Source organism: Galbibacter kalidii, from assembly GCF_026241135.1.
Lineage (GTDB): Bacteria > Bacteroidota > Bacteroidia > Flavobacteriales > Flavobacteriaceae > Galbibacter.
In genome coordinates this window covers 202,102-228,777 of the sequence record NZ_JAPFGA010000006.1, presented here as the reverse complement: position 1 = coordinate 228,777, position 26,676 = coordinate 202,102, and the positions used below count along the sequence as shown (strand labels likewise).

Sequence of the window (26,676 nt, the reverse complement as noted above, 5' to 3'; positions counted from 1 at the left end):
GCGATCGGAGAACTCCAGAAGGTTTTGCCCTTTAAATATGTCCATTTTTTAATATATTTACTATGATTGAAGATACGTATTTAAATACTGACCTCTATTGGTTTATTTTACCGAAATCGGTTTTACGCATTTTACTTCTCATCCTGCATACGAATTATTCAATTTAAGCCTTTCATTAGAAGATATATTTGATAAAGAAAGCGTCAACGAAGTGGAAGAAAAATTACACTTCGCCACATCAGACAAACAGAGAATTAAAATTGTTGAACAGTTTTTAATCTCTCAACTCAAAGACCTGAAAACCGATAAACTGATTGTAGACGCTGTGAAACTCATTTACGAAGCCAAAGGAACAATCCGAATAAAAGAACTCAACGAAAAACTATCTATCAGTCAAAGTCCGTTTGAAAAACGCTTTAGAAAAGTTGTCGGGACAACACCCAAGAAATTTGCTTCTATTGTTCGCTTTAACACAGTTCTTGATAATCTGAATAAGACCAAATCGCTTACAGAAATCTGCTACGAAAATAATTTCTTCGACCAAGCCCATTTCATTAAAAACTTCAAACAGTATACAGGAACCACACCTGAAAATTTCAAACGCTTCTTGTAGAAAAACGATTTTTTACAATTACAGAGATTTTAGCCATTGCATCTTTGCATTGTAACCAAAATGAAAAAATAAAAAGACAATGTTTACAGTAGAACAAATCAAAGAGGCTCACAGCAAAGTGAAATCAGGTGCGGACTTCCCTGCATACATTCAAGACCTGAAAAAGTTAGGAGTAACGTATTACGAAACTTTTGTAGCAGACGGGCATACCGACTATTATGGAGCGAATGACTATAAGACGAAATCTCCTGCGAAATACGAAATTCTGACAGTAGCGGAAACGTCTAACGAAAAACAGTTTAAAACTGACTTAAAAGCCCATCAGGATGGCAAGACAGATTATCCAACTTTTTGCAATGACGCAGCCAAATCGGGCATTGAAAAATGGGCTGTTTGTATGGACGAAATGACCTGTATTTACTTCGACAAAGCAGGAAATAAAATTCTGGTTGAAGAAATACCGCGATAAAAAACTGCCTACAACAACTAAGCGTTCATGTGGCTCGTACGGTCAAACATGAACGCCGTGTTGGCTAAGCTGGGCATGTTGTTTTCATATAGGAAACTGTTAAGTGTTTTGGTTGCAAACGATTTTTTTGAGAATTGGGGAAAATTCCTTCTGGAAGATTGGGGAGATTTTGTTTTATATTTATGTCCATTTTGGATTTATAAAGAAAACCAAAAAGTACTGTTATCCGGAAAATAACCCCGTTAAGTTATTATATTTGGAATGCTATAACGAGTTAGCAGCAATGTTGGACAACCAAGACAATTAATGACAAAATCGAAACAGAAATTACCCAAAGACATCAAAAACAATGAATAGTTGTCGGAATACAACTAAAAGTAGCGTAAAAGCAACTAATGGTAGCGGACTTTATTTGAATGACGACAATGGTGCAAAATAACTTTGTAGCATCAAAAAAACATAATAATATGATGCTAAATTCAAAATCAATTGGCAATAAAATTGCCGTAGCAAGAAAGAAAATTAATCTTTCACAATCGGAACTTGCAAAACATGTCTCGATCAGTCCACAAGCAGTGGGTAAATGGGAACGTGGCGAATCTATGCCAGACATCACGACCTTAAACAGACTTGCAGAAATTTTAGGAGTTGACCTTAACTACTTCTCTGATGGCTTTCAGACCGTTGACGTTGAAACGACCAAATATGAGACGTATAACACGCAAACAGTAGAAAACCCTATATCCAAACCTAATAAAAATTTTGACTGGAATTGGAATATGTCTCAAGGAAACTGGGTTGACGCTGACTTTTCAGGTTTAAAGAATTTGACGGAAAAATTCAGTTCTTCAAATATGAAAAACTGCAAGTTTATGAACGCCGACTTGTCGGGACTTATTCTTGGAAAAAATAATATTGAATTGTGTGATTTTTCATCTTCGAATATAAGAAACAGTAAAATTCAGTCCTCAAACCTACTCAATAATCAATTTAATAATTGCTCCTTTATAGATGCCGTATTTTTGAAAAACAATATTGGAAAATGTAATTTTTCTGAGGCAGACTTTTCGGGTGCAGAGATTATTGAAGGCTATTTCGAGAGCAATATTGTTAAAAATGTAGTGTGGAAACTTACTTCATTTAAAAATACAGGTATAAGTGATGTCGTTTTTGAAGGCAATTTTGAGGACTGCCAATTTGAAAACTGTGCGTTTTATAATGTTAAATTTCAAAACGCAACTATTTTAAACACCTTTTTTAAGTATAACAGAAAGTTTAAAAAAGTACAATTTATCAACTGTAGGGTGGACAAAATAACCTATGCGTTTTTAAAAAACAACCAAGCAAATTTGACAGGTATTACAGTGTTAGAATAAAAAGGACAAAAACACTGTTGGTAACATTGGTAACCATTCCGCGAGCCTATAATTCATAAAATATTGACCCCCATAGCCGTCTTTTTAAGGCGGTTTTGTTTTTTAATAACACAGAATTCTAGAATGAACTACTTCAAGACAGAGCCGTCAAGATATCAAAACAACCACAGTTGACTTGAATGTATCTTTTCGTAATCCGAAATACCTTGATTATGAAGGTGTTTCTTTATGACTTCCTCATTGGCATATTGCCATTGACATAATATCTGCTCATCCATAATTTTCCACCCCAAAGAAGCTGTTTCACTTCTGGATGAGGCCTGAAAATTTCTTTCGCTGTTATACTTTTCACTGCACTGATTGTTTCTTCGGAGAATCATTCGGAACAAGCTCCGGGATACCCCCATCTATAGTCATTGCCTCAACAGCTATACCGGTATAATTAACCGTTTTTTATTAATGATTAAATGATACTTGTGTATGGGTAGATTGTTAATATTGCCTTCGTTTATGCTTTGGTAAACTGTAGCAAAAGCACACCAATTATCAACAATATATAATGTGCAGATTTCATTTTTAAATGTATTTATAATTAAGTATTAATAAAATTGACTCAAATGAGATTTGAGTGCAATAAATAATATATCTCATCAGAACATTCACATTACAGAAAAGAATTTCATAAAACTTTGGAAAATAATAAAAGTACTTTTTTGAGTATGATACCGGAAACATCTAATTTTACACCCAAACAGAAAAGCGGTCAATAAATTTTTATGGTTGTAGACAACTTAGAACAAGGATATTTTGGTATCGGGATTCAAAACGGGAAGACACCTGAAAATCTAGGGGTGTTATGGCGGTCTGCACAAAATATGGGAGCAAGCTTTATTTTCACTATTGGTAATCGATATCATAAACAAGCAAGCGATACTCATAAAGCGGTTGGTGCCATGCCCTATTTCCATTATGATACTTTTGATGATTTTTACCAACACCTGCCAAAAAGTGCATTGTTGATTGGTGTCGAGCTAAATGAAAATGCCGAGCCGCTAGAAACTTTTCAACATCCGAGAAGAGCTGTTTACCTATTAGGTGCTGAAGATCACGGCTTGAGTAATGAAGCCATTAAAAAATCCCATAAGCTAGTACAATTTAAATCTACCTTCAGTTTGAATGTTGCTGTAGCTGGTAGTATTGTCATGTATGATCGATCCCTAAAAGGAGCCGTTATTTATTAACTTTTCTTTGTTTTTAAGGTGTAATTCAGCATCAATAGTGGCTCTGCATCTAATTTGAAAGTTAATTTACATCTTGTTAATCCTGAATTAATCTTACTTTCTGTAACTTTATGAGAAATAAAAACGGTTCTCATGAAAAAAATCCTACCTCTCCTAGTAAGCTTTTATTGCACAATGCTATGTGCACAATCTGAACACGATCATCGATTAGGGCGCGCCTTGGAATTTCCGGACATCCCCGCTTATAAAACACTAAAATGTGATTTTCATCAACATACTGTTTTTTCTGACGGACAAGTATGGCCCAATATCCGGGTGATGGAAGCTTTGATGGACGGTTTGGATGCCATATCACTGACAGAACATCTGGAATATCAACCCCATAAAGCTGACATCCCTCATCCTGATCGTAATCGAAGTCATGAAATAGCCCTTCAAGAGGCCAAGGATCACGACCTTATCATCGTTCGTGGTTCCGAAATAACCCGAAGCATGCCGCCGGGCCACAACAATGCTATTTTTCTGGAGGATAACAATAAATTATTGATTGATGACTCAGTCGCTGTTTTTAAAGAAGCCAAAAAACAAGGAGCTTTCGTTTTCTGGAATCACCCTGCGTGGGTCAGCCAACGCCCGGATGGTGTCGCTAAACTTACGGATATGCACAAAATGTTAATAAAGGAAGAGCTCCTGAACGGAATCGAAGTAGTTAATATGTATACCTATTCTGATGAAGCCTTACAAATAGCCTTAGACAACAATATGACCATCATGGGTACAAGTGATATTCACGGATTGATCGATTGGGACTACGAGGTAAACAAAGGTGGTCACCGACCTGTAACCCTGGTGTTTGCAAAAGAACGTAATGCGGATGCTATTAAAGAAGGTTTGGAAAATAGACGAACCGTTGTTTCTTTTAACGATTTACTGATCGGGAGAGATGAGTTTTTAATTCCATTAATTGAATCTTCATTAAAAATTAAAAATGCTTCTTATTCAGGTAAATCAAACGTATTAACAGTCACGATAGAAAACTTAAGTAGCACAACTTTTAGCCTAAAAAATAAGTCTGATTACACCTTTCATGATCATGCAGATTTATTAACTATAAAACCCGGCGAAAACACCTTTGAAGTTAAAACCATTGACCGACTGTCAAATATCAGCTTGTCTTTTGAAGTATTGAATGCTGTCAATGTTCCTAAAAATCATCCGCTGGTTGTTTTAAAGGGCTCTTTCTAGTTATTATCCTTAATCTTTATAATTTTGTTTTCTTTAAAGAAAAATTCTGATTGCCCATTTAGTTGTAGAATATCTCCCGATTTCATTCCGTTGGGCAATTGAATTTCATCTGCTGTTTCAAGAAAAAAGGAGGCTCATCCATCTTTTTCTATGTTCTTCAGTCAAATGTTTTTTATCTTGATTTTCCTTCAGTACTCTATCGAGACAATACCTTGTCCCTACTCCTTATTTTGTGTCATTGTACTCTACCTGTTTGATTTCACTTATCTGTATAACGGGCTTAATATTGGTATAATTTTTAAAGTCATTTCTAATTGTATCTATATTTTGTCCTATTGCTTCATTATATTCAGCAACATCATTAATATAAAAATAGCCTATAGCTACAAAAGGGACCTTATCATTAGGTATTCTGCCGGCTACGCCTTTATCGATCTCATAGAACTTTAAATTTTCGCCTAAAAAATCGGCTACCATGGGCATATGCTTCTTTTCATAATAGTCCATATCAAAGGTTTTGCCTTCCCCGCTCGGGTAAAGTATTGCCACTTTGAATATCCCATTTGAGATATATGGGTTTTCAAGTTGGCTATTTTTGCAACTTATCAAGCCCATAAAGGCGAAGACTCTCAATAAAAATTTGATTTTGGTTGTCATAATAAATTGATTTTAGTTGTTTTACGAGTTAATTTTTTTCGCTATAGTGACTGTATCACTTGTATGATGTCATTTTCAGCCCAATGATCAATGTATTTTCCGTTTTTCAACCGAACCATATCTGTTACGGTCATTTTTACTTTCTTTCCGGTTGGTGGGTGTCCCATAATTTCTCCGAGATGGGTTCCTTGAATGGTTTTATGTGTACAAACCATGTCACTTCCGGCTGTCTGTTGGTGAACGAATACTTTTAAATCGGGGAACTCCTTACGAAGTATTTCAGCAAATTGAATGAGCCCATTTACGTCGCTTGGATAACCGGAAGGCACGGTGTGGTTGGTAAATTTTTCTGATACAACCTCATTGAGTACATCTACATTTCCCTGCTCGATAAACTCTTTATTGAAACGAAGGACTACCTCTTTATTTTCTTCGATATCCATATTATTTATTGAATTTTATCATACACACTAAGCTTCGGTACATGTTTCCATAATTCTGATATATTTTTATTGACTGCTTTACCGTAAAGCTGTGACAATGTTTTTTGCTCGTTTGAAAACAGGAATAGTTTTTCGCACTTTTTGAGATCTTTTAGTCCATCAACAGAGACAAGAAACCAATGTTCATTTATATTACCGCCAGATATATTTTGCATCCATAGAAAAGTAAGCCCTTGAAGTCGTTGCTCCATAAGAGGTTTTACTTTTTGTAAAAAATGCTTAAAAGTTTCTTCCTCCCCTTGCTCTATTTCCAGTTTATAGACCTGAAGGTATTTTGATGTGAACCAGTTTTCTTTATAATTACTATGTTTCAATAGCGTGGCTTGGTAACTGCCTGAAGGATTTTGCACATAAGGAATCCAATGAATGTTGTTATGTCTTGAATTTTCTGCGCCATTTATTATCCAATTATCAAAATCATCCCAATTGTGATTGGGAGTAACATCTATAAACCGGCCTCTGCGCTCTCCATTTAAAACAAACCAAGCTCCCCACAACCAATCGTCACCTTGCGAGAGTTGCCATGCCACGTCTTTTTCGTAACCATTGATGAACTTTTCTTTCATGCCATCTTTAATGTCATATTCAAAAAAGGCATTTATATTGTTCTGAGAAAATGCTTGAGCAGAAACCAAAAGGGCAACAGTTAAAATATACAATCTCATAATTACCTGATTTTATCACACTAGCTCTTTACATGCAAAGCCCAATTTTGATACTTTTTCTTTAATGATTTCTGAAAGTCTTTCCGATTCACATTCTACACGAAGGATATTCTCCCAATCTTCTAGGTCCACATTCACACTATAAACCCCTTCGATTTTAAGTAGTTCACAAGATATCCTATCTACTTTGTCTTCTTGGTTAATCGTGGACGCAAACACCAATACATGTAGTCTAGCTCTGTCATCTTTACTTGATTTAAAGCTGCTTGTCTTTGTTTGCATAAGCGTCTTTTTTTGATTTTATCCTGACATTTATCGTCAGGATGATGATGATTCTTACAAAAATATATGGTATAGAGTTAGATTAAAACGGGCAAAAACGACAAATTAACCTTTTGATATTGCCACATCAAACTGGTTTAATGTCAATTACAGGTGTTCCATCGAGTGCTTCCATGGGGAATATTTTAATCTTTTGTTTATTCAATTTTTCTATGATAGTCACCGTGTGCAAGCCAATGGGATTAGGCCTATCAGGAGAACGCGTAGAGAACACACCAAATTCTTCTGAACCAATCATGTAACGCTTAGGACACTTTAATGTTTCTCGATCAGCCAAATGAAACCAGGTCAGTATGATTATTTTGTCCCCAACCTTAATGTTTTTAATCCCTTCTGTATATTGCGGCTGCAATTCTAAATATGCTTCCGGGGCATTTTCGGATTCCTGTAAAGGACAATCCTTAAGATCGGTCAATTGTGAAATAATATAACCTATTGGCTTTACATCAACGCTTTTTAGTTTCATTTTATGACTATTGTTTTACAGAACGAATATTTCTATCGGTTGGTCTAAAATACCAGGATACTACAATCATAATTAAAAGTGTTAACGAAGGAACAACGTCTTGAAACGATTGCCCCATCGCTATATGTGAGGCTGCTGCTCCGGACATAGCAAAGAAAAACCCGGCGTAAGCCCATTCTTTGAGTAAAGGGACTTTTGGAATAAGCACGATTACCACCCCTAGTATTTTCCAGAACCCCAAAATGGACAATAAATAGATTGGATAACCCAATTGACTGACAATATCTACATAGCCGCCTATTTGTAACAATTGTTGTATACCACCTGCTAACATTCCAAATGCAAGAAAAATGGTGGACACCCAATAAATGATTTTGTTTCTTTTTGTCATGATATGTTATTTTAGATTATTTAAAATTTCTTGTAGTCGATTATGCGCCCAGTTAATGCCTTGTTTAAACGGTAATTTTAAATTTTCGTCTCTATATGCAACCGACTGATAGATGACTTGTTGTTTTAATATACTGGTGTTTTCGGTCAATCTTTCAAATTCATACACTTCAAGCTGAACACCAAAAGGACGATTTTCCATTTCAAAAGTCCGTATGATTTTCCGATTAGGTAAGAACTCGTGAATCACACCATTGAAGCCGTGTTTATTCCCTTTAGGATCTGTGGTTTCAAACTGGTAACAGCCGTGTTTTTTACTTTCAAGTTTTAACACTTTTGTCCCCATCCATTGCTCTACTATTTCCGGTTCTGCATAAGCGGTAAAAAGGAGCTCTACCGGTAAGTCAAATTCTCTAGTTATTAAAATTTCTTGTTTGCCTTCCTCAGCATTGACCTTTGTTTTTTGTTCCATTATTCTATTTTTTTAGTTGGCGTTTTTTCATTACGGATTCCAAGGTGTTAAATCGGGCATCCCACATTTTTCTGAAAGGTTCAATAAAGTCAGCTATTTCTTTCATTCCGTTTGGGTCAAGCTGATAGTAAATTTCCCTTCCTTTTTGCTTTTGCTTGAGTATTTCGCATTCGGTAAGAATTTGAATGTGTTTTGAAATGGTCTGCCTTGACGAATCGAAATTTTCGGCAATCGCTGTTGGGGTCATTGCATTAACAGCCACCAATGTGATAATCGCTCTGCGTGTTGGGTCGGCTATGGCCTGAAATACGTCTCTTCTTAATTTCATTTATGCAGTTATTTGACTGCAAATATATACGCAACTATTTAACTGCGCAAGTTTTTTTTGAACTTTTATGGTTTTGAGATTCTAAAAACCACATTAAACAGCGCCCTAATTATCAGAGCGCTGTCCTATACCTAATTAAATTTCACTGTTTGTCTTTTGATTGATGATGATAAAATTATGTTGTTTAGAATCAAGTTAAAACAGGCAAAAATGACAAATTAACCTTTTAATATTGCCAATCAGAAAAAATAAAAGTGCCCTTATCTATGAATAAGACCACTTTTATCATATTATGCTAAGCTTTTTCTGTATCAACTAAACTGACCCACTTCATAGGTGCCTGCCGGAGTTCCAAAAGCGATGTTGAAACGGTTATAGGTGTTTATGGCAGTAACCGCTAAGGTCAAATCGATCAGTTCGGCTTCTGTAAAATGTTTAGATACTTCTTCATAGGTATCGTCAGGGACATGACCATTATCTAATTTAGTCACGGCTTCTGCCCAGCTTAACGCCGCACATTCCTTCTCAGAAAAAAACGGTGCCTCTCGCCACGCATCCAATACAAACAATCGCTGTGCAGATTCCCCTTTGGCTAGCAGGTCTTTGGAATGCATGTCCAAACAAAAAGCACAGCCGTTTATCTGGGACACCCTGAAGTAAAGGAGTTCAAAAAGTTGCTTGTCGATAGTGGAATTGTACAAATGCTTTGAAATACCATACAAGGATTTCAAAGCATTACTTCCTTTTTCATTTAAATTTAATCGCTGTTTCATGTTTTCTTGTTTTTAAAGGTTTCTGCTCATAAGGCAAACAAGAATGACGAAACGTGACAAAAAAGCTGTTTTTTTATATTCTTTTTAGTTTATTGGGATCAACAACGGAGTATATATTGCTGATTTTACCGGTATTTATATCTATATCGAGTATTTCGCAAGATCTCAATCTATCTCCTTTGTAAAATAACAGAGCGGGAGAATGGTTAAGCTGTTTGAATTCAATCCTACATTTCTTCAGGTACAGATCATATACCTTAACAGCAAAAAGGGCAACAGCTTTGATGCCAGAAGTAAATTCACTTAGTACCTTAATCTTGCCGCCACCATCAGTCTGGGCAGTAATGTGTTCAGATAGCATTTCTTCCAGCATTTTCACTTCTCCTTTTCTGATGGTGTCTACAAATTCCGACAGGAAATCGTTAGAGGGTGCGCCTCTCAATTTAAAATCGGAATCTTGCTTTTTTAAGGTGTTTTTTGCTCGGCTCAATAGTTTCCTTGAATTTTCAATAGAAATAGAAAACAGCTCAGCAATCTCTTGATGGGAATAGTCAAAGACTTGTTTTAAGATAAAAACCCCTCTTTCCTTTGGATTCAGATATTCCAACAAAACCAACATCGAGTATGATATGATTTCCTGACTATTGATTTTTGTATCTGCATTTTCGGTAGCAACGGGTTCCGGCAACCATGTGGTTTGACCAACCATCTTTTTACTCCTTTTTTTTAGGTTGATGGATTTGTTGATGACACTTTTGATCAAATAAGCCGATTCATTTTTAATAGCATCCCTATTGCTTTCAATATAGTTTACAACTACATCCTGTATAACATCGTTCGCATCATCTATACTGCCAAGGATATTATAGGCATAAGGAAATAGTTTTGATTGATAATCTTGTAAAATATCCATTAAAATTATTTTTCTTAATTATTAGCAACGAGCATTATACATCAATATTTTTTCGTTCATGCCCAATCAGCCAATGTTTTCGCTCTATTCCACCGCCATATCCGGTCATTTTCCCATCTTTTCCTATCACTCTGTGACAAGGTATAATAATGGCAACCCTATTAAATCCATTTGCTCTTGCAACCGCTCTTACTGCTTTAGGTTTATTTGTTTTTTCTGCTTGTTGTTGATATGTCACGGTATTGCCGTATTCCGTTTCCCGTAAACTATTCCAAATTAAATTTTGAAAATCTGTTCCTGGTGTTTCAAGTTTTACATCAAACCTTTTTCTCTTACCTTCAAAATATTCTGTAATTTCTTTTTTCGCTTGCTTTATGTGTTCATTTTCACCAGCAATTATGTTGGCATTTAGTAATTTTTGCAAATCTTTAAATTCTGTTTCCAACATTCGCCTGTCTACAAACTCTAATAAGCAAATTCCGTTATCTGTTGCACATACAAACATTGGTCCTAACGGAGTAGTATGTCGACTGATTAAAATTACATTTTTATCCGTACTTTTTTGTGGTGATTCACCTATGATTTTCTTAAAAGTATAACCAAATCCGCTTAGGGATTCATAGCCATTATCAAAAGCTGTATGGGTTGTGTTCTTTCCATTCTTTAATTCCTGGAAAGCATTGTTTATGCGATACATTCTTTGAAATGCATGAAAAGTCATACCATAATTTTTTTTGAACCACCTACGTACTACCTCCGGGCTTATGCTTTTCTTACGGAGTTGGTAATCTGTTATTTTCCCTTTAAGGTTTTCTTTGACCATTTTTATCGCTGTTTCAACCTGTTCAGGTGCTTGATTTGCGTTTTCGGTGGGTTTGCATATTTTGCACGGTCTGTATCCATTGTCTAATGCTTCTTTGAATGAAGAAAAGAACTCTACGTTTTCTTTTTTTGGTTTCCTTGCTCTGCATGTAGCAATACAAAAAACGGAGGTGGTTTTTACACCCACGAAAAAAACACCAACAAAGCTCTGTTTCCTTTCTAGTAAAGCTTTATAATAGGTTTCGATTTTATTGTTTTCTATTATTGACATTTAGAAAATGGGTTTAAATGATTTTTGATCTAGTAGCTTTTTAACCGTTCTTGCACTTGGTACATTCCATACCTCATCAATAAACAAAGGCTTGTTTTTATTGCGTAAGTTCTTAAATTCCATCTAATTAAGATTCAGTGATATGTTAAATATTGTCCTTGTATTCAAACTGATCGTTTTTTGATTATAAGCAACTCCTACACATAAGGGAAGTCCGATTGAGCCCCAATCGAAACTATAGCTTAGAAAAAAACAGAGTCCTGTAGTGTAGGTAAATGAATCTGACATCAACGACTGATTAGGTACATAAATTACTTCTCCAAACCAGTTTGTGTTAAAATTCCAATTCCCCTCTAATTCTTTTGTTTTCAGCGTTGTTCCAAAAAAGGTGTAAAATCCATAAATATCATCATCACTGATATAAATTGCGAGTTCGATGAATTTAGACTTATGGGAAAACCCTGTTCCAATTGATACAATAGGACTATAGCTAACTTCATTCTGATCGAAGTTGTAATTCACAATTTGAGGAGTTCTCAAAAATAAATTAGACTTTAGTTCTTGTCCGATTAGGCTAATCGGTAACAAACTGAATAAAATTATAATTCGTGTTTTCTGTTGTAATTTCATAAAGCAAAAAAACACCTATGAAATTCGTTCAGCAACCGAAAACTTGACGAGTATTTTTTTGTTTAAAACCAATTCTGTCCTAAATAAATTTTTATCTGTTCATTTTTTCCATTGATGAAAAAACGAACCAAAAAAATCTAGGCTGACGATAAAAACATAAGAAAATACTACGGAATCCCCAGCCACAGATAAAAATAACTCATTCCGCCTTGGGGCGGAACTCAAACAGATTTTTATCTTTAACCCACCGCTGCTTCCTTGATTTTCAATATTTTTATCGTAGGCCGGAATCAAACCACAAACGTTGAAATTTCATCAAAACCTCAGCAGATTCAGTATGTTTAAAAAATTCAATAAAACGTTTTGGACGCTATTAGTTTAAAACCTAACTGATAAAATTATCTAGCATACCATTAGCTTAAAACAGGCAAAAATGACAAATTAGCCTATTGATATTGCCAATTTATGCTTTTTTAATAGCTTTGAAATATGAAACATATATCCATACTTGTCACTAACAACTCACTGATCGCTGCCATTGGAAACACAAAATATATGTTCAGTCAGGTTAATGACTTTCTGGAAGAGAGCGGGACGCCTCAAATGTTTAATGTGCAGCTCGTCGGGCTCACCAATGAGGTAAAACTTAATGATGGGGTCTATACAATTCAATCGGATATAACCATTGATGAGTTAGAAACAACCGACCTTATTATTATCCCTCCGGTAAGTGGTGATATGCGGGAGGGAATTGATATCAATAGGAATTTCATTCCCTGGATCAAACACCAATATCAACTAGGGGCACAAGTAGCCAGCCTATGTGTAGGTGCATTTTTATTGGCCGAAACCGGTTTATTGGATAACCGAAGGTGTTCTACCCACTGGAAAACGATTAATGAATTTAGATTGTATTACCCCAAAGTACAGCTTGTTGATAAAGTCGTTACTGATGACAAAGGACTCTACACCAGTGGTGGGGCTAATTCATACTGGAATCTGTTAATTTATCTGGTGGGCAAGTTTTCCAATCATGAAATTGCCGTACAGACGGGTAAATATTTTGAAGTGGATATCGATAGAGAGGATCAAGGTTCGTACACTACTTTTGAAGGGAGCCGGTTTCACAATGAGGATGCCATCCATAAGGTTCAGGAGTATATTGAGCGTCATTATCAAGACAAATTGAGCCTTGAAAAGTTGGCAGATGTGGCTCAATTGGGGCAACGAACCTTTCAGCGGAGGTTTAAAAAAGCAACTAATCATACTGTGATTACCTATATTCAAAAAATGAGGGCAGAAGCTGCCAAGAAATTACTCGAACAGAACACTTTGACCATCAGTGAAATTACAGCTGAAGTGGGGTATTATGACCCTGAAGCTTTTCGGAAAATTTTTAAACGGGAAACCGGATTATCGCCCATGCAATACCGGGCTAAATATCAGGAAAGACACTCTAGTCATGTCCAATAAGTTTACCGTTCTCCCAAAGTTTTATCCAAAAAATCGAGGGTGAAATTCAATGTAACCTCAAACCACGGATGCATCAACCAAAAAGAATGTGGTGATTCCGGAATGGTGTGTACTTCACTGTAAATATTGTTGGCATCGAGTATCGCTATCATATCATCCCTTCCTGCGTGGAATCTCGGCTGGGCACTATTAATAAATAGGGTTGGTGGGGTGTTTTCATCTACATATTCCAATGGTGAAGCGACTTTCCATGTTATAAAGTTCGTTTCTTTACCTCCTCCCAACCAATACGCAGCATATTTTCCTTCTTCAGCTTCAGGATGAATAAACGATACGATCCCATCAACATTAACAATAGCTTGAACCTCATCTGAATATTTTGTTCCTCCTTCTGAAAACATAGGATCGTTAGACGTTACCCCTATCAAAGTTGCCAATTGTGCTCCGGCTGAAGCACCTAAAATGGCAATTCTATCGGCATCGATATTATATTTCCGGGCATTTTTCCGCAACCAGCGTATCGAAGCTTTTATGTCCTGTACCGCGGCAGGGTATTTTGCGACTTCACTCAAACGATAGGCCACACTTACACCCACATAGCCGTTTTGGGCAAGGTGTTGTGCCATCACCCTTTCATTTTCTTTACTTCCTGATGCCCAGCCGCCACCATGAACCAATATCACCGCAGGGTATCCTCCTCTTCTCTTTTTCGACGGACGATATACATCGGCTTTTAGGGTAACACTATTTACTTTTCTATAGGTAACATCTTCTTTGGCTTTAATTTCTTCTGAAACAAGCTCCTGTACGGGTTTTATAAAAGGATGATCCTTCTTAAGCTTTTGATAAGTAGTCTCTATGGTATATGGACTCGGATTAAGCTTTTCTTGAGCAAACAACACATGGTTTACACTCAGCAAAATCAAAAACAGGCTTATGTATTTATAGCTATTCATTGATTTCTTTTAAAATAATCATCTTAATTATTATTCTCCTCCTACACTTAACTCCTGCATTCCCTCAAACACCAAGCGTGCCACCTCTGTAGCTCCTTTTGGTTGAAAATGCGTATTATCATTTTGTCCGTCAAGATAGGCTTCGTATTTGCCTTCAGGCAGATTCATAAAATAGTTTTTTGTAACGTACTCTTTTCCCTTTTTGGTGAAAAAATCCCTTGACTTTTTATTCAGGTCGATCAACATGACATTCATTTCCGCGGCCACATCTTTAGGCGCCTGATCGTATTCTCCGTGAACGTCTTCGAGCTTTCCATCTTTCCACGGGTAGTTTCGCGCAACAGGCGTTAAGATAATCAGATACGCTCCTTTTTGACGTGTTTGGGTTACAAACAAACGCAAAAACTCTTTATAGCCTTCAATATTTACATAACGTTCGGGTTTGTTTTCTGCTGCATCATTATGCCCAAATTGCATGATGACAATGTCGTTTTTCTCTAAACTATCGTACACCGAACGCCATCTACCCTCCTGAAAAAAGGTCCGTGTACTTCGTCCGCCACGCGCCCTGTCGTCTACAATAACACTATCAGCATTTATTAAACTTTCCACTTTGTACAAGTTATCCGAACTCATAAACGGTTGAAACACCTGACCCCAACCTGTTACCGGATAACGGGTTTTCATATAATCTTTTCCGGGATCGTAATTGTCAGCATAATTTGCCATGGTTGAATCACCGATAAGGTAAACGGTTGTTACTTTATTTCCTTCCTTTTTAGGTTTGTCTTCTTCCTGTACTTTATCATTACACGAAAGTACGGTAAATGCGAATATGGCATAGAGGAATATCTTGTTCATTTGTTTATTATTATTATTTTGTTTTTCTCTCGTAAACCTACCTATTGATAGGTAGGGACGCTAAGGGATTAAGGTTCGAACTAATATTTTAGACGAGGCTGTCTAAAAAGCCCTGAGTGAACTTGATTTATCAGTCTGAGCTTGTCGAAGACATGTTGATTTTCAGTAAATTATGCTTCGACAGGCTCAGCATGACATCTGAATTTGCAGCTTTTTAGACAGTCTCGTCTTGCTCCTTAATGTTTTATTTTCACAGCCCCTTTTTTAACTCCGTTCCCTTGTTGAATTTGGTTATCAGCATCAGAAAAGTCTTTTTTGGAGAACACAACTCCACTGGTTTTTGCTCCTAAAACTTTTACCGGGTTTTGATTTTCTCCGTATGAAAAACCACTCACATCAATATTTTTACTGTTGTATATGGTCAATGCTTCATCTTCTGAAAGGACTTTTACATTGGTAAGTTTAAGTCCGTCGGCATCAATGGCAGTTATTCCCTCTTTGGCATGGAGAACTGCATTTTCAAGTTGTACATTCTTCAAATTCATTTCGGGAAGCCCCATAAAAAATGCCGCTTTTTTGGATCCAGTTGCCCTGATATTCTTCATAAAAATGTTTCTGAATGAAGGCGTTTCTTCAGTAACGGGTTCTAATTTTTCATCCCTGGATTCGTCTTCAGCATCCTGATCTTCCTCCAAAACGGGGGAATTTCCGCTGTAAAACATATTAAAGCGAATGCTTTCCGTAGGAATATTGATCATATCGATATTTGAGATAAAGATATTTTCCACAACACCTCCTCTACCACGTGTACTTTTGAAACGAAGACCTACATCAGTTCCGATAAATGTACAATTGGAAACGTGTACATTTTTCACTCCGCCCGACATCTCACTTCCGATGACGAAACCTCCATGACCGTGATAAACCGTGTTGTTTTTTACAATCACATTTTCAGTAGGCATCCCCCGGTCGCGACCATCTTTGTTTTTACCGGATTTAAAACAGATCGCGTCATCACCCACATCAAAAGTATTGTTGTAGATAACTACATTTTTGCAAGATTCCAGATCCAAGCCATCACCGTTTTGTGAATACCAAGGGTTTCTAACGTTCAGGTTTCTGATTGTAATATGTTTACTCATCAGTGGGTGGATATTCCATGCCGGGGAATTCTGAAAGGTAGGTCCATCGAGCAAAATTCTTTTACTCTTCATAATGCTCACCATCACCGGACGTAAAAAATCTTTTACTGATTCCAGTTCCTCGTCACCTATCAAATCCGGAACATTGAAATTTGTGCTACTATCATGCCCCTTTTTGGAACCTTCGGAAGGAAACCAGATCTTTCCATCTTCTGAAAGTACGCCTCCGGAATTCACCAGTTTTTTCCATTGTCCGGGAGTCATTTTTCCTTTTTTCACCGGTCGCCATGCATCACCATTACCATCGATCACTCCTTTTCCGGTGATGGCGATGTTCTCTACCTCATGAGCAGTAATGGGAGAAATACAACGCACAGTGTTCAAGCCTTCAAAACTGGTTTTGATCAAAGGATAGTCGTCAAAATCCCGGCTAAAAACAATCAAAGCACCTTCTTCTAAATGTAAATTGATATTGCTTTTAAAAATTATCGGTCCGGTGAGCCATATTCCGCGGGGAACAATTACTTTTCCACCACCTTTGGCGGCTACATCGTCTATGGCATCTGCAAAAGCCTTGGTGCTTTTTTGGAGTCCGTCGCCAACAGCCCCAAAATCCACTATCGACACTGAATAATCAGCAAAAACAGGTTCTTGTACTTTGGGCATATCAAATTCTATCCCTTCATATATGGCAGAATCAGACTGTGCAAAAACTCCGAACGGAACTATGCAAAGCGTTAAAAAAATTGGAATTATATATTTTTTCATATGTTTAATTTTGTTGTTTTTCAATAGTCACATAGCCTCCCTACGGAAAGCAAGTTTGATGATTTTTTATCCTATCAGTTTCATTTTTGGTAATTCTATTTCTTCAATTGTACTTTAAAAACATATTCTTTCGCTGCTTCAGTTTCCACATCATATAGCTTATATTCTGGTAATTTTAATGTGTTTTTCTTTGCCTTAGATGATACTATAGGTGATTTTATCGTTGGTACATTATAATATTGGTTCGGGTTTTCTCCTTTGGCCATAATCAATTCTTTCCCTTTTGAATCAACAAGGGTTTCGGTAGTTCTCAATCTAAGATTCCCTCCTAAATTTGATTTTACTTGAATTGATAACAGATGATTATCCCCCCAATCCAATGCTACTTCAAAACCTCCACGAGCTTTTAATCCTTTTACACTACCATTACTCCATCCATCTGGTAAAGCAGGTAAAAGATGTAGTGCATCGTCGTGCGATTGTATCAACATTTCTGCAATACCCGCAGTACAACCAAAGTTACCGTCAATCTGAAACGGTGGATGTGCATCTAACAAGTTTGGATAGGTTCCTCCGGATTTTGAATCGTTATCAACGAGTGTTAACTGAGATTTAATAAGTTTATATGCCCTGTTTCCATTTAGCAAGCGAGCCCAAAGATTTACCTTCCAACCCATGGACCACCCTGTAGAAATATCTCCCCGATACTCCAATGATTGCTCGGCAGCTTTAAACAATTCAGGGTTTTTAAATGGTGAAATCTGAGCCGATGGACATAATCCGTACAAATGTGAAACATGCCGATGTTTATCCCCCGGATCGTCCCAATCTTTAATCCATTCCTGTAACTGATTATGTTTCCCTATTTGCATTGGTGGCAGTTTCTCTTTTAATATCTGCAAAGTATCGGTAAATTCATTATCTATTTCTAAAATTTTAGCAGCTGAAACAGCATTACTAAAGACATCAAAAACCAGTTGATTATCCATAGTAGTGCCATAGGTAATTCCCACTCCGTTTTGATATTTATTTTCTGGAGACATTGATGGTGCAACTACCAACCAACTATGCTCCGGTTCTTCTATTAAAACATCTTTATAAAATTCAGCACAAGATTTTAACACCGGATAATATTCTTTCAAGAAATCTTTATCTCCGGTAAACAAATAGTGTTGCCACAAGTGTTGTGTTAGCCATGCTCCTCCCATGGGCCACATTCCGTAAAAACCTCCATCTATAATCCCTGTTACCCGCCATATATCAGTATTATGGTGCATATTCCATCCATTAGCTTTATACATTTTTTGGGCACTCTCCTTACCGGTTACGGAAAGCTCTTTGAGCATCTGGAATAAGGGTTCCCCCAATTCGGAAAGATTTGTTGCTTCGGAAGGCCAATAATTCATTTCCGTATTGATATTGACCGTATACTTACTATCCCAAGGTGGATTTAACTGGTAATTCCATATACCTTGAAGATTGGCAGGCTGACCTCCTGGTCGGGAGCTACTTATCAGCAAGTAACGTCCGTATTGAAAATATGTTGAAACCAAGCCCAGGTCATTGTTCTTTGAGAAATTTTCCAATCTTTTATCCGTTGGTAAATCGGAAAATTTATCCTCAACCAATTGAAGTGAAACTCTATTGTACAATCGCTGATAATCTTTAAGATGAGATGCCTTTATTGTCTGATATTTAGACTTCTTGCCAACATTAACAAACCTCTTGGCTATAGTATCAGCTGAATTTGTTAAATCATTATAGCTTTTAAAATTGGTGCCGATACTTAAATAAAGTACCACCTCATCAGCTTTTACAACCGAGAGTTGATCTTCTTTTTCTATTAACTTCCCTGCTTTCAGTTCTGGATAAAGAATTGTAGTAAATTCTACACTTCCTTTTTTATTGTCCATATTGCCCGACACGCCTTTTAGTTGTAGTGTATTGTTTTCAACTGATACCTCTTGCTTTTTTTGTGGTGTATCAAAAGAAATATCAACACTAATGCTTTTGGGTTTATCGGCAGTAAGGCGAATAACCATCAATTGGTCTGGATATGACACAAAATATTCTCTTTGATATTTTACACCACCACTCTCATATTCAACAGTAGCAATGGCCTTATTCAAATCGAGCGTCCTTTTATAAGAAGAAATTGAATTATGGTTTTCAAAAATTAAATTTAGATTCCCAACTGTTTGGTAGGGCATACCATAGTTAAGATTTGTAGGAGTATCTTTTGGAAACACTTTTTTGGCCAGTTCTTGCGCCTTTTCGTTTTTTCCTTCAAACAAGAGGGTTCTTAACTTTTCAATTGTTGGGTATGCGTTTTCAGGAATATTATTACCAGGCTCACCCGCCCAAACCGTTTCTTCATTTAGCTGAATTTTTTCATGAGCTACTCTTCCAAAGACCATTCCTCCTATCCTACCATTTCCAATCGGCAGTGCCTCATTCCAGTTTTTAGCTTCGGTGTTATACCATAAAATATTTGTATGCTCTTGAGCATTTAGGTAAACTCCTGAACAAAATAGCACTATAACCAATACACGTAATCGAATCATTTACTCTACTTTATCCGGTTTATTTACTAATTCTAAACCATTCCACATCGGCATAACCGCCTCTTTTGGCCCCTTTTCCGCTAATACTGAACAAACCAACTTTAGCACCAATCCATTTACCGGGGGATGCTTTAAACGGTTTTCCTATTTTCTTAAAGCGTTTGCCGTTTTCACTATAACTAAATTGACACATCGCGTCAGGAGCAGTGACTTCTACCTTAAAATACGCATTGTTGTTCTTTAACTTTATTTCATCAATGATCTTTTCTTCACCTCCGTGTTCTGCATCGATGCCTTCGGTTTGCTGTAGATAGAAATTGCCATTTTTTTCTGTAATGGTCAATGTGGCATAATCCATTCCCATAACTATGAGTCCGGCCTTACGCTGTTTCTTTCCATCCTCGGGCACCAATTCAATTTTTGTAGTGGCAGTGAATCTCGGTGCGGAGAATTTCTGCAGCAACAAATGAGGTACCATCCAAAGATTTTTAGCTTCATCCGGGGTTTTAATGCTGAACAACCTCAGGTAATCGTTTCCGGGGAGTTTGGCATACCACAAAATATTGTCATTGGCGCTCCATTGCCATTGCAGTCCGATATCCTCACCATCAAATTCATCGGTTTCTACCGGAGTTACTATGGGGTAATTTTTATCTACCGATGGTTTTTTATGTGATAAGACCGGTTCTCCAATACCGTTTCCATCACGATCCTCACCCATGACCGGCCAATCGTTTTTCCAACTCATGGGTTGCAGGTGAACAATACGTCCGTAGGCATCTACATCCTGAAAATGATAAAACCAATCTTCACCCTGAGGTGTCTCTACCCACGCCCCTTGGTGCGGACCGTTGATTTCAGTTTCCCCTTGTTCCAACACCACTTTTTCCTCATAAGGTCCGTAGATATTTTTTGAACGGAGGATTAATTGCCAGCCTGTAGCAACCCCTCCTGCGGGAGCGAAAATGTAGTAATAACCGTTTCGCTTGTAGAATTTAGAACCTTCAACTGTCGGTTGATCTTCATGTCCGTCAAAAACATGTTTTCCGCGACCGATAACTTTGGTACCTTCAGGATTCATTTTTTGCACGGTAAGTAAGCTTTTTACTCCCGCACGGCTTCCTGCCCAGGCATGCACCAAATACACATTGCCGTCATCGTCCCAAAGCGGAGAAGGATCTATGGCACCTTTGCCTTCCATCACCAAAACCGGTTTCTCCCACTCTCCAAACGGATCGTCAGTTTTTACCATATAGATTCCGAAATCAGGGTCGCCCCAATAGATATACAACTCGTCATTATGATATCTGATACTCGGTGCCCAAACTCCATTTCCGTGTTGTGGAACATCAAAATGACCTTTTGGCACCTGTACCGGCAAAGCGTGGTTAATAAGCTTCCAGTTCACCATATCTTTTGAATGAAGAATCGGTAAACCCGGAGCCACATTAAAGCTCGAAGCTGTCATATAATAATCATCGTCCACCCTAACTACATCCGGATCGGAGTAATCGGCATGAATAATCGGATTTTGATATGTTCCATCCCCTTGATCGGCCACCCATACTTGTGATTTGTATGTTGAAGGATCTTGAGCCGACAAAAAAAATGTGTTAATAAGAAAAAGAAGGCTTAACGTTCGTATTATCATGTTTTTAAATTTATATTTTTATGTCACAATTTTAATATCCAATCATCATCTCCTTGGAGTACTTTATCCCTGGTAAATTCCTGAGCTTGTTCAGCTGTTAATTGTTTCGCCCATTTTACCCTTTTTCGGGAGGTTCCCGGTCCGCTTGAATTGTATTCAGCATAAAAAGCCGTTTTTTCGGCCTTCGGTTTGTTCCAGTTATGCCAACCTTCAGCTTTTATATGATCTTCAAAATAGCAATCTATCCAGACCGTTTTCGCATAATCGCGCCAAGGCCTTCCGAGGTAAAAAGTGTCTTTACCTTCCCCTGTTATTTTACAGTTTTTAAACACCATACCGTATTCGGTTTCTTTTGTGGTCGATGCTGCTGTGATATAACCTTTGTTCTTACAATGTATCACGCAATTCTCAAAAAAGCCTGTTGACCATCCGAAGATGAAATCGACCGTACCTTCAATATAGCAATCCTTGTAATATTGACGGCTTTGCTTTCCGTGAAGGTAAAGCGTGTCTTGATTCCCCAAAAAACGGCAATTTTCGAACACTACCTTATCGCCATCTATACGAACAGCTACTGCTTGACCTACCGGACCTGCACTATTCTCGAAAGTGATATTTTTTGCTGTAAACCCATCACCAAAAATGAAAAAGGAGCTCGAACCGCTTGTGCCTATATTTTCTCCGAAAACATTTTTTTTCTGTGCATAATCATTGTAAGTAAGCACCGTTTCATTTTTATCTTCACCTATAAAAGCAACATTGGTTTTAGAGGCCGGAAGAATTAATTTCTCTTTATAAATCCCTTTTTTTATGAAAATAGTAGTTCTGTTTTTTCTTAGATCGGGCACCCTGTTTATGGCTTCCTGAACGGTTGAAAAATCTCCCGTTCCGTCTTTTGCTACAACAATATCGTACTGTTGTTCTACCAACGAATTGGCATACACCTCTATATTGGCATAAATTTCACTTAATTTATGCTGATTGGAATCGTTTCTATTCGGGTCTAGTCCATGTTCCTTTTCCCATTCATCCGGAATTCCATCTTCGTCGGTGTCTTTTATTTCAACTGATTTTAATTCAGGCCAGCCGCCAACTTCTTCCTGAGAATCGATAATACCGTTTCCAAAGGTTGTTTTTCCGGTTCTTATTTCATTTACAATCCTTAGGTCCACCCCATCTCTTTTATGGCTTGCCCCTGCATAGTTTAACACTTGGTTGTAAGCAATAACTGGTGATTGTGTTTTGATATTTTTGACCAAAATTTCCTCATCCAAACGGGTTGCTTCAGGGTTTTCACACTGAACACCTCTGTCCCAATTATTTTTGGTGACAGATTCAGAGCCTTCCATATAATTTCCATCCACATAAAACTTTCCATAAGGTTTAGATGGATTTACAATTCGTTCCTTTTTTGAGTCCTCTGTGGCGGGTCCGGGTTTAAAATAGTTGTTCACTACATTATAGTTTCCTTTTTCCCCTCCATAGATATTGTTGAACCCCCAGTTGAAGATCACATTATTGCGAAAATCTACAAATTCATTTTCAGAATTCTTAGTGCTACTTGAACCACTAAATCTAGGATTTCGACTATTATTGCTTGCAATTAAATTATGATGGAATGAAGCTTTTACACCACCCCAAATACCACCATAACCATGAGCTCCTTTATGATGCACAGACAAATTTAAAGCTTCTGAGATTATAGACCACTGAAGTGTGAAATTGGTGTTTCTGTAAAATGAAGCATTTTCATCGGTAGACCAACTAATGGAGCAATGGTCTATGATTACATTTTCAGTATCTCTGCCTCCAAAGGCATCATCTTCTATCTTATTGACATCACCCATTCGAAAACGCAAATACCTAATGATTACATTATCGGCTTTAACGCTTACAGGATAACCTTTAATGGTAATTCCGTCTCCGGGAGTTGTCTGACCAAGGATCGTCAAATTCCCTCTGTTAATATCCAAATCCGACTTTAATTCGATAGTGCCGGAAACTGCAAAAACTATGGTTCGGGGACCTCTTTTTATAATTCCTTTTCGCAAGCTTCCTTCGCCACTATCGTTTAAATTGGTAACTACATATACAAATCCTCCACGGCCTCCTGTTGCATTTTCACCAAAACCTTCGGCTCCTGGAAATGCCGGTTGCTGGGCGTAAACCCCCAGCCAGCCTGCCAGCATAACACAAAACAAAAAAATGTTCTTTATAGACTCAGTATATATCATATTTGCTAAGTTCTAAAATTAGTTTTAATGATCATATAGCTCGATGGTCTCCAATGGATTCCAATTATCAACTACCGGAGACTCAGAATAAGTAGTCTTTAAGACATTGGTTAAGGTATATGATTCAACCTCCTCATCGATCAGGAATTTCATCCAATCTACACGCTGGTCAGGATAAGCTCCAGCTCCGGTAGAGATATACTCACTATAACGTGCTGTCGTTTCATTTTCTTCATCTCCCCAATTATCCCAACCTGCAGGTTTAATGGATGCCGACATTTCTGTATTTATAAAAGCTACCGTGGCATAAGGTCTCCATGGTCTTCCTAAAGTAGTAATATCGTTTCCTGTTCCTGAAATTTGACAGCTGTTGAAAACATACCCATAATCTACATATTCCTCAGTTGAAGCTGCCGTGATAGCACTTCCTCCTTTTGTATAAAGATCGCAATTGTCAAAAAATGCAGTAGAGCTGCCAAAAATAAAGTCGGTAGTTCCTTCTATGTAGCAGTTTACAAAATACTGTCTGCCTTCAGACCCGAACAAAGTATCCTGATTGCCTAAAAACCTACAATTGTTGAACACAGCCTTATCGCCACCATAATCTCCCCTAATAGAGATTGCCAGAGCCTGCCCTACCGTGCCTGCCGAGTTTTCGAAGGTGATATTATATGCATAGAAATTTTCGCCATAGATAAAAAAACTGGCCGAATTGGTTGTTCCGTAAGTTTCACCTGTTTTGGGATTATCCTTCCCGTTATAATTATCATAAGTAAGGAGAACTCCTTCGGCACTTTCGCCAATAAGAGATACATTATTTTTATTCTGATCTAGCGTAATCACTTCTTTATATGTGCCATTTTTTACGTAAACATCTATTCTTTCAGTTGAATTATACTGAATAGCATCAAATGCATCCTGGACTGTGGTAAAATCACCGCTTCCATCCTCTGCTACTATATAATCGTAGGTAGGTTCTTCTTCAGTGTCTTCTTCCTGAGGCGTCTCTTCAGCTAAAGAATCCTCTTCCCCTATTCCCGTATCCGAGGTATCACAGGATACTAATGAAAATATGGTTAAAAGCGATATGATGTATAACTTCATAATAGTTAAGGTTTTAGTTGGTTTAATTTTGGTTTTCCATAATATCTTTTACCAAGCTATTTATATACACCTCTATATTATCGTAAGCAGTACTTAATTCGTTACCATTCGGATTGCTCGCATCCGGATCCATTTTCATTTCGGTTTTCCAATCATCCGGCATTCCGTCACTTGATGTATCCGTTGGTGGATCTAAACTTTCCAGTGTTGTCCAACCACCAACATCGGTTTGGGTATCTATTATTCCATTGTTACTTCCGTTTGATCCTTCATAGGTATAAGATCCGTTATGTACCTCATCAACTATCCGAGCATCTATGGCATCTCTTTTTAGTGAAGCTCCACCATAAGTCAATACTTTTTCATAAGCATCTTGCGCAGTATGGGTTGTTACATTGTTTTTTATGTCAAGCGGCTCTGATAGACGCATTGCAGCTTTGTCTTCTTCTGAGACTGTTCCATATTTGCTGTGAAACTGGTTGTACACTCCATACTCCCAATTATCGTTAGTGGCACGTGTACTTCCTTCTACATAATTACCGTCTATGTAAAACTTCCCCCAAATATCATATACCGGTGAGGTTTCATCAAGAGATTTATCTATGGCAATAATACGCTCGCTTTTGGTGGTTGCAGGACCTGGTTTATAATAACAGTTTACAATGTTTATATTCATAGCCTCACCTCCGTAGGCACTATTACCCTGCCAATTGTATATTACATTATTCCTAAGGTCTACCAGGTCGGTAAGGGCAAAATCTTCTTGTGCCCTTTCGCCAAGTCGAGGGTTCCTGCTATCGTGATGCGCTAACAAATTATGGTGAAAAGATGCTCTTCTACCACCCCAAATACCTCCATAGCCATGAGCTCCTTTATCATGAACAGAATTTATTAAACTTTCAGTAATGAAGCACCATTGAAGAGTAGTGTCTTCATTAGAATAGAACGTTGCTGTTTCGTCAGTACTCCAGCTTAACGAACAATGGTCTATAATGATGTTATTATGGAACCGGCCTTCCAAGGCATCAGCTTCCTGAGCAGTTTCATCTCCCATCCTAAACCTGAGAAAACGCATAATTACATTATCGGCATCTATAACAACCGGATAATCTTTAATGCATATTCCATCACCGGGAGCTGTTTGTCCGGCAATGGTAACATCTCCGTTGGCAACAACCAACCTTGATTTTAGTTCAATATTTCCTGATACTTTAAATATAATGTAACGCGGACCAGCTTGATTAATAGCAGCTCTAAAGCTTCCTTCACCACTATCATTCAAATTGGTTACAAATAATACTTTTCCTCCTCTACCTCCGGTAGCATTTCTTCCAAAACCTTCGGCTCCTGGAAAGGCAAAAGCATCTTCCTCAATTTGAACAGGTTCTTCACTTTGTTCATTCTCTTCGGAAGGATTCTCTTCCGGATTGTTATTTATTCCTGTACCATCGTCAACATTACAACCAATCGTCATGATCGATATAAAAAAGTACGAAAGCAACAACAAGATCTGGTTTGATTTCATGTATATATTTTATTTTCTTTTAATAAGCCACACCTGCCTATGTCGGCAGACAAGTTTGTGCTAAAGAAAGTTTTAGCATAGATGCCTCATTTGTTTAAAATTTAAAAGCTTGAAAAGGCTTGTACATACTAGTTCTTAAAAAAAGTAACTAAAAAGTCAATACATTACCTTATTTTGAATAAGTTAAGGGGGTTATCAGAAATGGTCATAACGACTACCGTT

Annotated in this window: 27 protein-coding genes; 6 read left to right on the top strand and 21 right to left on the bottom strand. The window is 37.4% G+C overall.

Features of this window, described 5'->3' with window-relative positions; translation table 11 throughout:
* Positions 1 to 97: 97 nt before the first annotated feature.
* From OOZ15_RS08765 to OOZ15_RS08755, 3 genes are all read left to right on the top strand, one after another.
* Positions 98 to 613 (top strand): helix-turn-helix domain-containing protein, encoded by a 516-nt coding sequence (locus OOZ15_RS08765; protein ID WP_265955892.1) that lies wholly within the window; start codon positions 98 to 100, stop codon positions 611 to 613.
* 79 nt (positions 614 to 692) lie between these two features.
* Entirely contained in the window at positions 693 to 1,082 is a 390-nt protein-coding gene (locus OOZ15_RS08760; RefSeq protein ID WP_265955889.1) for a DUF1398 domain-containing protein, read from the top strand.
* 425 nt (positions 1,083 to 1,507) lie between these two features.
* The gene (locus OOZ15_RS08755; RefSeq protein WP_265955888.1) at positions 1,508 to 2,458 is read left to right on the top strand and encodes a helix-turn-helix domain-containing protein; all 951 of its coding nucleotides are present in this window, start codon (positions 1,508 to 1,510) and stop codon (positions 2,456 to 2,458) included.
* 226 nt (positions 2,459 to 2,684) lie between these two features.
* Here OOZ15_RS08755 and OOZ15_RS20280 read toward each other — a convergent pair whose 3' ends face one another.
* On the bottom strand, positions 2,685 to 2,819 hold the full coding sequence (locus OOZ15_RS20280; protein ID WP_416337316.1) for a transposase: 135 nt from the start codon (positions 2,817 to 2,819) through the stop codon (positions 2,685 to 2,687).
* 415 nt (positions 2,820 to 3,234) lie between these two features.
* On the opposite strand from OOZ15_RS20280, the gene OOZ15_RS08750 reads away from it, so the two are divergent.
* Both OOZ15_RS08750 and OOZ15_RS08745 read left to right on the top strand, forming a co-directional pair.
* On the top strand, positions 3,235 to 3,699 hold the full coding sequence (locus tag OOZ15_RS08750) for an RNA methyltransferase (RefSeq protein WP_265955887.1): 465 nt from the start codon (positions 3,235 to 3,237) through the stop codon (positions 3,697 to 3,699).
* Between the two features lie 132 nt (positions 3,700 to 3,831).
* A complete protein-coding gene (locus tag OOZ15_RS08745; protein WP_265955886.1) occupies positions 3,832 to 4,944 on the top strand; it encodes an Sb-PDE family phosphodiesterase in 1,113 nt (370 codons plus the stop codon).
* 225 nt (positions 4,945 to 5,169) lie between these two features.
* Here the strand turns inward: OOZ15_RS08745 and OOZ15_RS08740 are convergent, their stop codons facing one another.
* The 12 genes from OOZ15_RS08740 to OOZ15_RS08685 form a co-directional block, all read right to left on the bottom strand.
* Positions 5,170 to 5,601 carry an EthD family reductase gene (locus OOZ15_RS08740; protein WP_265955885.1) on the bottom strand — a complete coding sequence of 144 codons (432 nt, stop codon included), beginning with the start codon at positions 5,599 to 5,601 and terminating at the stop codon, positions 5,170 to 5,172.
* Positions 5,602 to 5,642: 41 nt separating this feature from the next.
* Positions 5,643 to 6,044 carry an ester cyclase gene (locus OOZ15_RS08735; RefSeq protein ID WP_265955884.1) on the bottom strand — a complete coding sequence of 134 codons (402 nt, stop codon included), beginning with the start codon at positions 6,042 to 6,044 and terminating at the stop codon, positions 5,643 to 5,645.
* A gap of 5 nt (positions 6,045 to 6,049) precedes the next feature.
* Positions 6,050 to 6,769 carry a hypothetical protein gene (locus tag OOZ15_RS08730; protein ID WP_265955883.1) on the bottom strand — a complete coding sequence of 240 codons (720 nt, stop codon included), beginning with the start codon at positions 6,767 to 6,769 and terminating at the stop codon, positions 6,050 to 6,052.
* A gap of 15 nt (positions 6,770 to 6,784) precedes the next feature.
* Positions 6,785 to 7,051, bottom strand: a complete 267-nt coding sequence (locus OOZ15_RS08725) for a hypothetical protein (RefSeq protein ID WP_265955881.1) — start codon at positions 7,049 to 7,051, stop codon at positions 6,785 to 6,787.
* Positions 7,052 to 7,178: 127 nt separating this feature from the next.
* Positions 7,179 to 7,577 (bottom strand): tRNA (N6-threonylcarbamoyladenosine(37)-N6)-methyltransferase TrmO, encoded by a 399-nt coding sequence (gene tsaA, locus OOZ15_RS08720; protein ID WP_265955880.1) that lies wholly within the window; start codon positions 7,575 to 7,577, stop codon positions 7,179 to 7,181.
* A gap of 7 nt (positions 7,578 to 7,584) precedes the next feature.
* Positions 7,585 to 7,968, bottom strand: coding sequence for a DoxX family protein (locus OOZ15_RS08715; protein WP_265955879.1), 384 nt, complete (start codon positions 7,966 to 7,968; stop codon positions 7,585 to 7,587).
* Positions 7,969 to 7,974: 6 nt separating this feature from the next.
* On the bottom strand, positions 7,975 to 8,439 hold the full coding sequence (locus OOZ15_RS08710) for an SRPBCC domain-containing protein (protein ID WP_265955877.1): 465 nt from the start codon (positions 8,437 to 8,439) through the stop codon (positions 7,975 to 7,977).
* Positions 8,440 to 8,443: 4 nt separating this feature from the next.
* Positions 8,444 to 8,767: an ArsR/SmtB family transcription factor gene (locus OOZ15_RS08705; RefSeq protein WP_265955875.1), complete on the bottom strand. Its 324-nt coding sequence runs from the start codon at positions 8,765 to 8,767 to the stop codon at positions 8,444 to 8,446.
* 311 nt (positions 8,768 to 9,078) lie between these two features.
* On the bottom strand, positions 9,079 to 9,540 hold the full coding sequence (locus OOZ15_RS08700; protein WP_265955874.1) for a carboxymuconolactone decarboxylase family protein: 462 nt from the start codon (positions 9,538 to 9,540) through the stop codon (positions 9,079 to 9,081).
* Positions 9,541 to 9,613: 73 nt separating this feature from the next.
* Positions 9,614 to 10,453 (bottom strand): sigma-70 family RNA polymerase sigma factor, encoded by an 840-nt coding sequence (locus OOZ15_RS08695; RefSeq protein WP_265955872.1) that lies wholly within the window; start codon positions 10,451 to 10,453, stop codon positions 9,614 to 9,616.
* Between the two features lie 34 nt (positions 10,454 to 10,487).
* A complete protein-coding gene (locus tag OOZ15_RS08690; protein WP_265955870.1) occupies positions 10,488 to 11,546 on the bottom strand; it encodes a bifunctional transcriptional activator/DNA repair enzyme AdaA in 1,059 nt (352 codons plus the stop codon).
* A gap of 123 nt (positions 11,547 to 11,669) precedes the next feature.
* Complete coding sequence (locus OOZ15_RS08685; protein ID WP_265955868.1) at positions 11,670 to 12,068, bottom strand: hypothetical protein; 399 nt, start codon at positions 12,066 to 12,068, stop codon at positions 11,670 to 11,672.
* A gap of 597 nt (positions 12,069 to 12,665) precedes the next feature.
* Between OOZ15_RS08685 and OOZ15_RS08680 the strand changes: the two genes are divergently transcribed.
* Positions 12,666 to 13,649, top strand: a complete 984-nt coding sequence (locus OOZ15_RS08680) for a GlxA family transcriptional regulator (protein WP_265955866.1) — start codon at positions 12,666 to 12,668, stop codon at positions 13,647 to 13,649.
* A gap of 2 nt (positions 13,650 to 13,651) precedes the next feature.
* Here the strand turns inward: OOZ15_RS08680 and OOZ15_RS08675 are convergent, their stop codons facing one another.
* The 8 genes from OOZ15_RS08675 to OOZ15_RS08640 all read right to left on the bottom strand — a co-directional run bounded on the left by OOZ15_RS08675 (position 13,652) and on the right by OOZ15_RS08640 (position 26,454).
* A complete protein-coding gene (locus OOZ15_RS08675) occupies positions 13,652 to 14,605 on the bottom strand; it encodes an alpha/beta hydrolase (RefSeq protein WP_265955864.1) in 954 nt (317 codons plus the stop codon).
* 30 nt (positions 14,606 to 14,635) lie between these two features.
* Positions 14,636 to 15,466: a rhamnogalacturonan acetylesterase gene (locus tag OOZ15_RS08670; protein WP_265955862.1), complete on the bottom strand. Its 831-nt coding sequence runs from the start codon at positions 15,464 to 15,466 to the stop codon at positions 14,636 to 14,638.
* 236 nt (positions 15,467 to 15,702) lie between these two features.
* Entirely contained in the window at positions 15,703 to 17,376 is a 1,674-nt protein-coding gene (locus tag OOZ15_RS08665) for a glycoside hydrolase family 28 protein (RefSeq protein ID WP_265955860.1), read from the bottom strand.
* 95 nt (positions 17,377 to 17,471) lie between these two features.
* Positions 17,472 to 19,940, bottom strand: a complete 2,469-nt coding sequence (locus OOZ15_RS08660; RefSeq protein ID WP_265955859.1) for a glycoside hydrolase family 95 protein — start codon at positions 19,938 to 19,940, stop codon at positions 17,472 to 17,474.
* A gap of 19 nt (positions 19,941 to 19,959) precedes the next feature.
* On the bottom strand, positions 19,960 to 21,591 hold the full coding sequence (locus tag OOZ15_RS08655; RefSeq protein ID WP_265955858.1) for a glycoside hydrolase family 43 protein: 1,632 nt from the start codon (positions 21,589 to 21,591) through the stop codon (positions 19,960 to 19,962).
* 23 nt (positions 21,592 to 21,614) lie between these two features.
* Entirely contained in the window at positions 21,615 to 23,825 is a 2,211-nt protein-coding gene (locus OOZ15_RS08650; protein ID WP_265955856.1) for a pectinesterase family protein, read from the bottom strand.
* 24 nt (positions 23,826 to 23,849) lie between these two features.
* Positions 23,850 to 24,929: a pectinesterase family protein gene (locus tag OOZ15_RS08645; protein ID WP_265955854.1), complete on the bottom strand. Its 1,080-nt coding sequence runs from the start codon at positions 24,927 to 24,929 to the stop codon at positions 23,850 to 23,852.
* Between the two features lie 22 nt (positions 24,930 to 24,951).
* A complete protein-coding gene (locus OOZ15_RS08640) occupies positions 24,952 to 26,454 on the bottom strand; it encodes a pectate lyase family protein (protein ID WP_265955851.1) in 1,503 nt (500 codons plus the stop codon).
* Positions 26,455 to 26,676: the final 222 nt, after the last annotated feature.

Coding starts and splice junctions, on each gene's coding strand:
- OOZ15_RS08760 (WP_265955889.1), top strand. CDS start 693: ATGTTTACAGTAGAACAAATCAAAGAGGCTCACAGCAAAGTGAAATCA.
- OOZ15_RS08755 (WP_265955888.1), top strand. CDS start 1,508: ATGGTGCAAAATAACTTTGTAGCATCAAAAAAACATAATAATATGATG.
- OOZ15_RS08750 (WP_265955887.1), top strand. CDS start 3,235: ATGGTTGTAGACAACTTAGAACAAGGATATTTTGGTATCGGGATTCAA.
- OOZ15_RS08745 (WP_265955886.1), top strand. CDS start 3,832: ATGAAAAAAATCCTACCTCTCCTAGTAAGCTTTTATTGCACAATGCTA.
- OOZ15_RS08740 (WP_265955885.1), bottom strand. CDS start 5,601: ATGACAACCAAAATCAAATTTTTATTGAGAGTCTTCGCCTTTATGGGC.
- OOZ15_RS08735 (WP_265955884.1), bottom strand. CDS start 6,044: ATGGATATCGAAGAAAATAAAGAGGTAGTCCTTCGTTTCAATAAAGAG.
- OOZ15_RS08730 (WP_265955883.1), bottom strand. CDS start 6,769: ATGAGATTGTATATTTTAACTGTTGCCCTTTTGGTTTCTGCTCAAGCA.
- OOZ15_RS08725 (WP_265955881.1), bottom strand. CDS start 7,051: ATGCAAACAAAGACAAGCAGCTTTAAATCAAGTAAAGATGACAGAGCT.
- tsaA (WP_265955880.1), bottom strand. CDS start 7,577: ATGAAACTAAAAAGCGTTGATGTAAAGCCAATAGGTTATATTATTTCA.
- OOZ15_RS08715 (WP_265955879.1), bottom strand. CDS start 7,968: ATGACAAAAAGAAACAAAATCATTTATTGGGTGTCCACCATTTTTCTT.
- OOZ15_RS08710 (WP_265955877.1), bottom strand. CDS start 8,439: ATGGAACAAAAAACAAAGGTCAATGCTGAGGAAGGCAAACAAGAAATT.
- OOZ15_RS08705 (WP_265955875.1), bottom strand. CDS start 8,767: ATGAAATTAAGAAGAGACGTATTTCAGGCCATAGCCGACCCAACACGC.
- OOZ15_RS08700 (WP_265955874.1), bottom strand. CDS start 9,540: ATGAAACAGCGATTAAATTTAAATGAAAAAGGAAGTAATGCTTTGAAA.
- OOZ15_RS08695 (WP_265955872.1), bottom strand. CDS start 10,453: ATGGATATTTTACAAGATTATCAATCAAAACTATTTCCTTATGCCTAT.
- OOZ15_RS08690 (WP_265955870.1), bottom strand. CDS start 11,546: ATGTCAATAATAGAAAACAATAAAATCGAAACCTATTATAAAGCTTTA.
- OOZ15_RS08680 (WP_265955866.1), top strand. CDS start 12,666: ATGAAACATATATCCATACTTGTCACTAACAACTCACTGATCGCTGCC.
- OOZ15_RS08675 (WP_265955864.1), bottom strand. CDS start 14,605: ATGAATAGCTATAAATACATAAGCCTGTTTTTGATTTTGCTGAGTGTA.
- OOZ15_RS08670 (WP_265955862.1), bottom strand. CDS start 15,466: ATGAACAAGATATTCCTCTATGCCATATTCGCATTTACCGTACTTTCG.
- OOZ15_RS08665 (WP_265955860.1), bottom strand. CDS start 17,376: ATGAAAAAATATATAATTCCAATTTTTTTAACGCTTTGCATAGTTCCG.
- OOZ15_RS08660 (WP_265955859.1), bottom strand. CDS start 19,940: ATGATTCGATTACGTGTATTGGTTATAGTGCTATTTTGTTCAGGAGTT.
- OOZ15_RS08655 (WP_265955858.1), bottom strand. CDS start 21,591: ATGATAATACGAACGTTAAGCCTTCTTTTTCTTATTAACACATTTTTT.
- OOZ15_RS08650 (WP_265955856.1), bottom strand. CDS start 23,825: ATGATATATACTGAGTCTATAAAGAACATTTTTTTGTTTTGTGTTATG.
- OOZ15_RS08645 (WP_265955854.1), bottom strand. CDS start 24,929: ATGAAGTTATACATCATATCGCTTTTAACCATATTTTCATTAGTATCC.
- OOZ15_RS08640 (WP_265955851.1), bottom strand. CDS start 26,454: ATGAAATCAAACCAGATCTTGTTGTTGCTTTCGTACTTTTTTATATCG.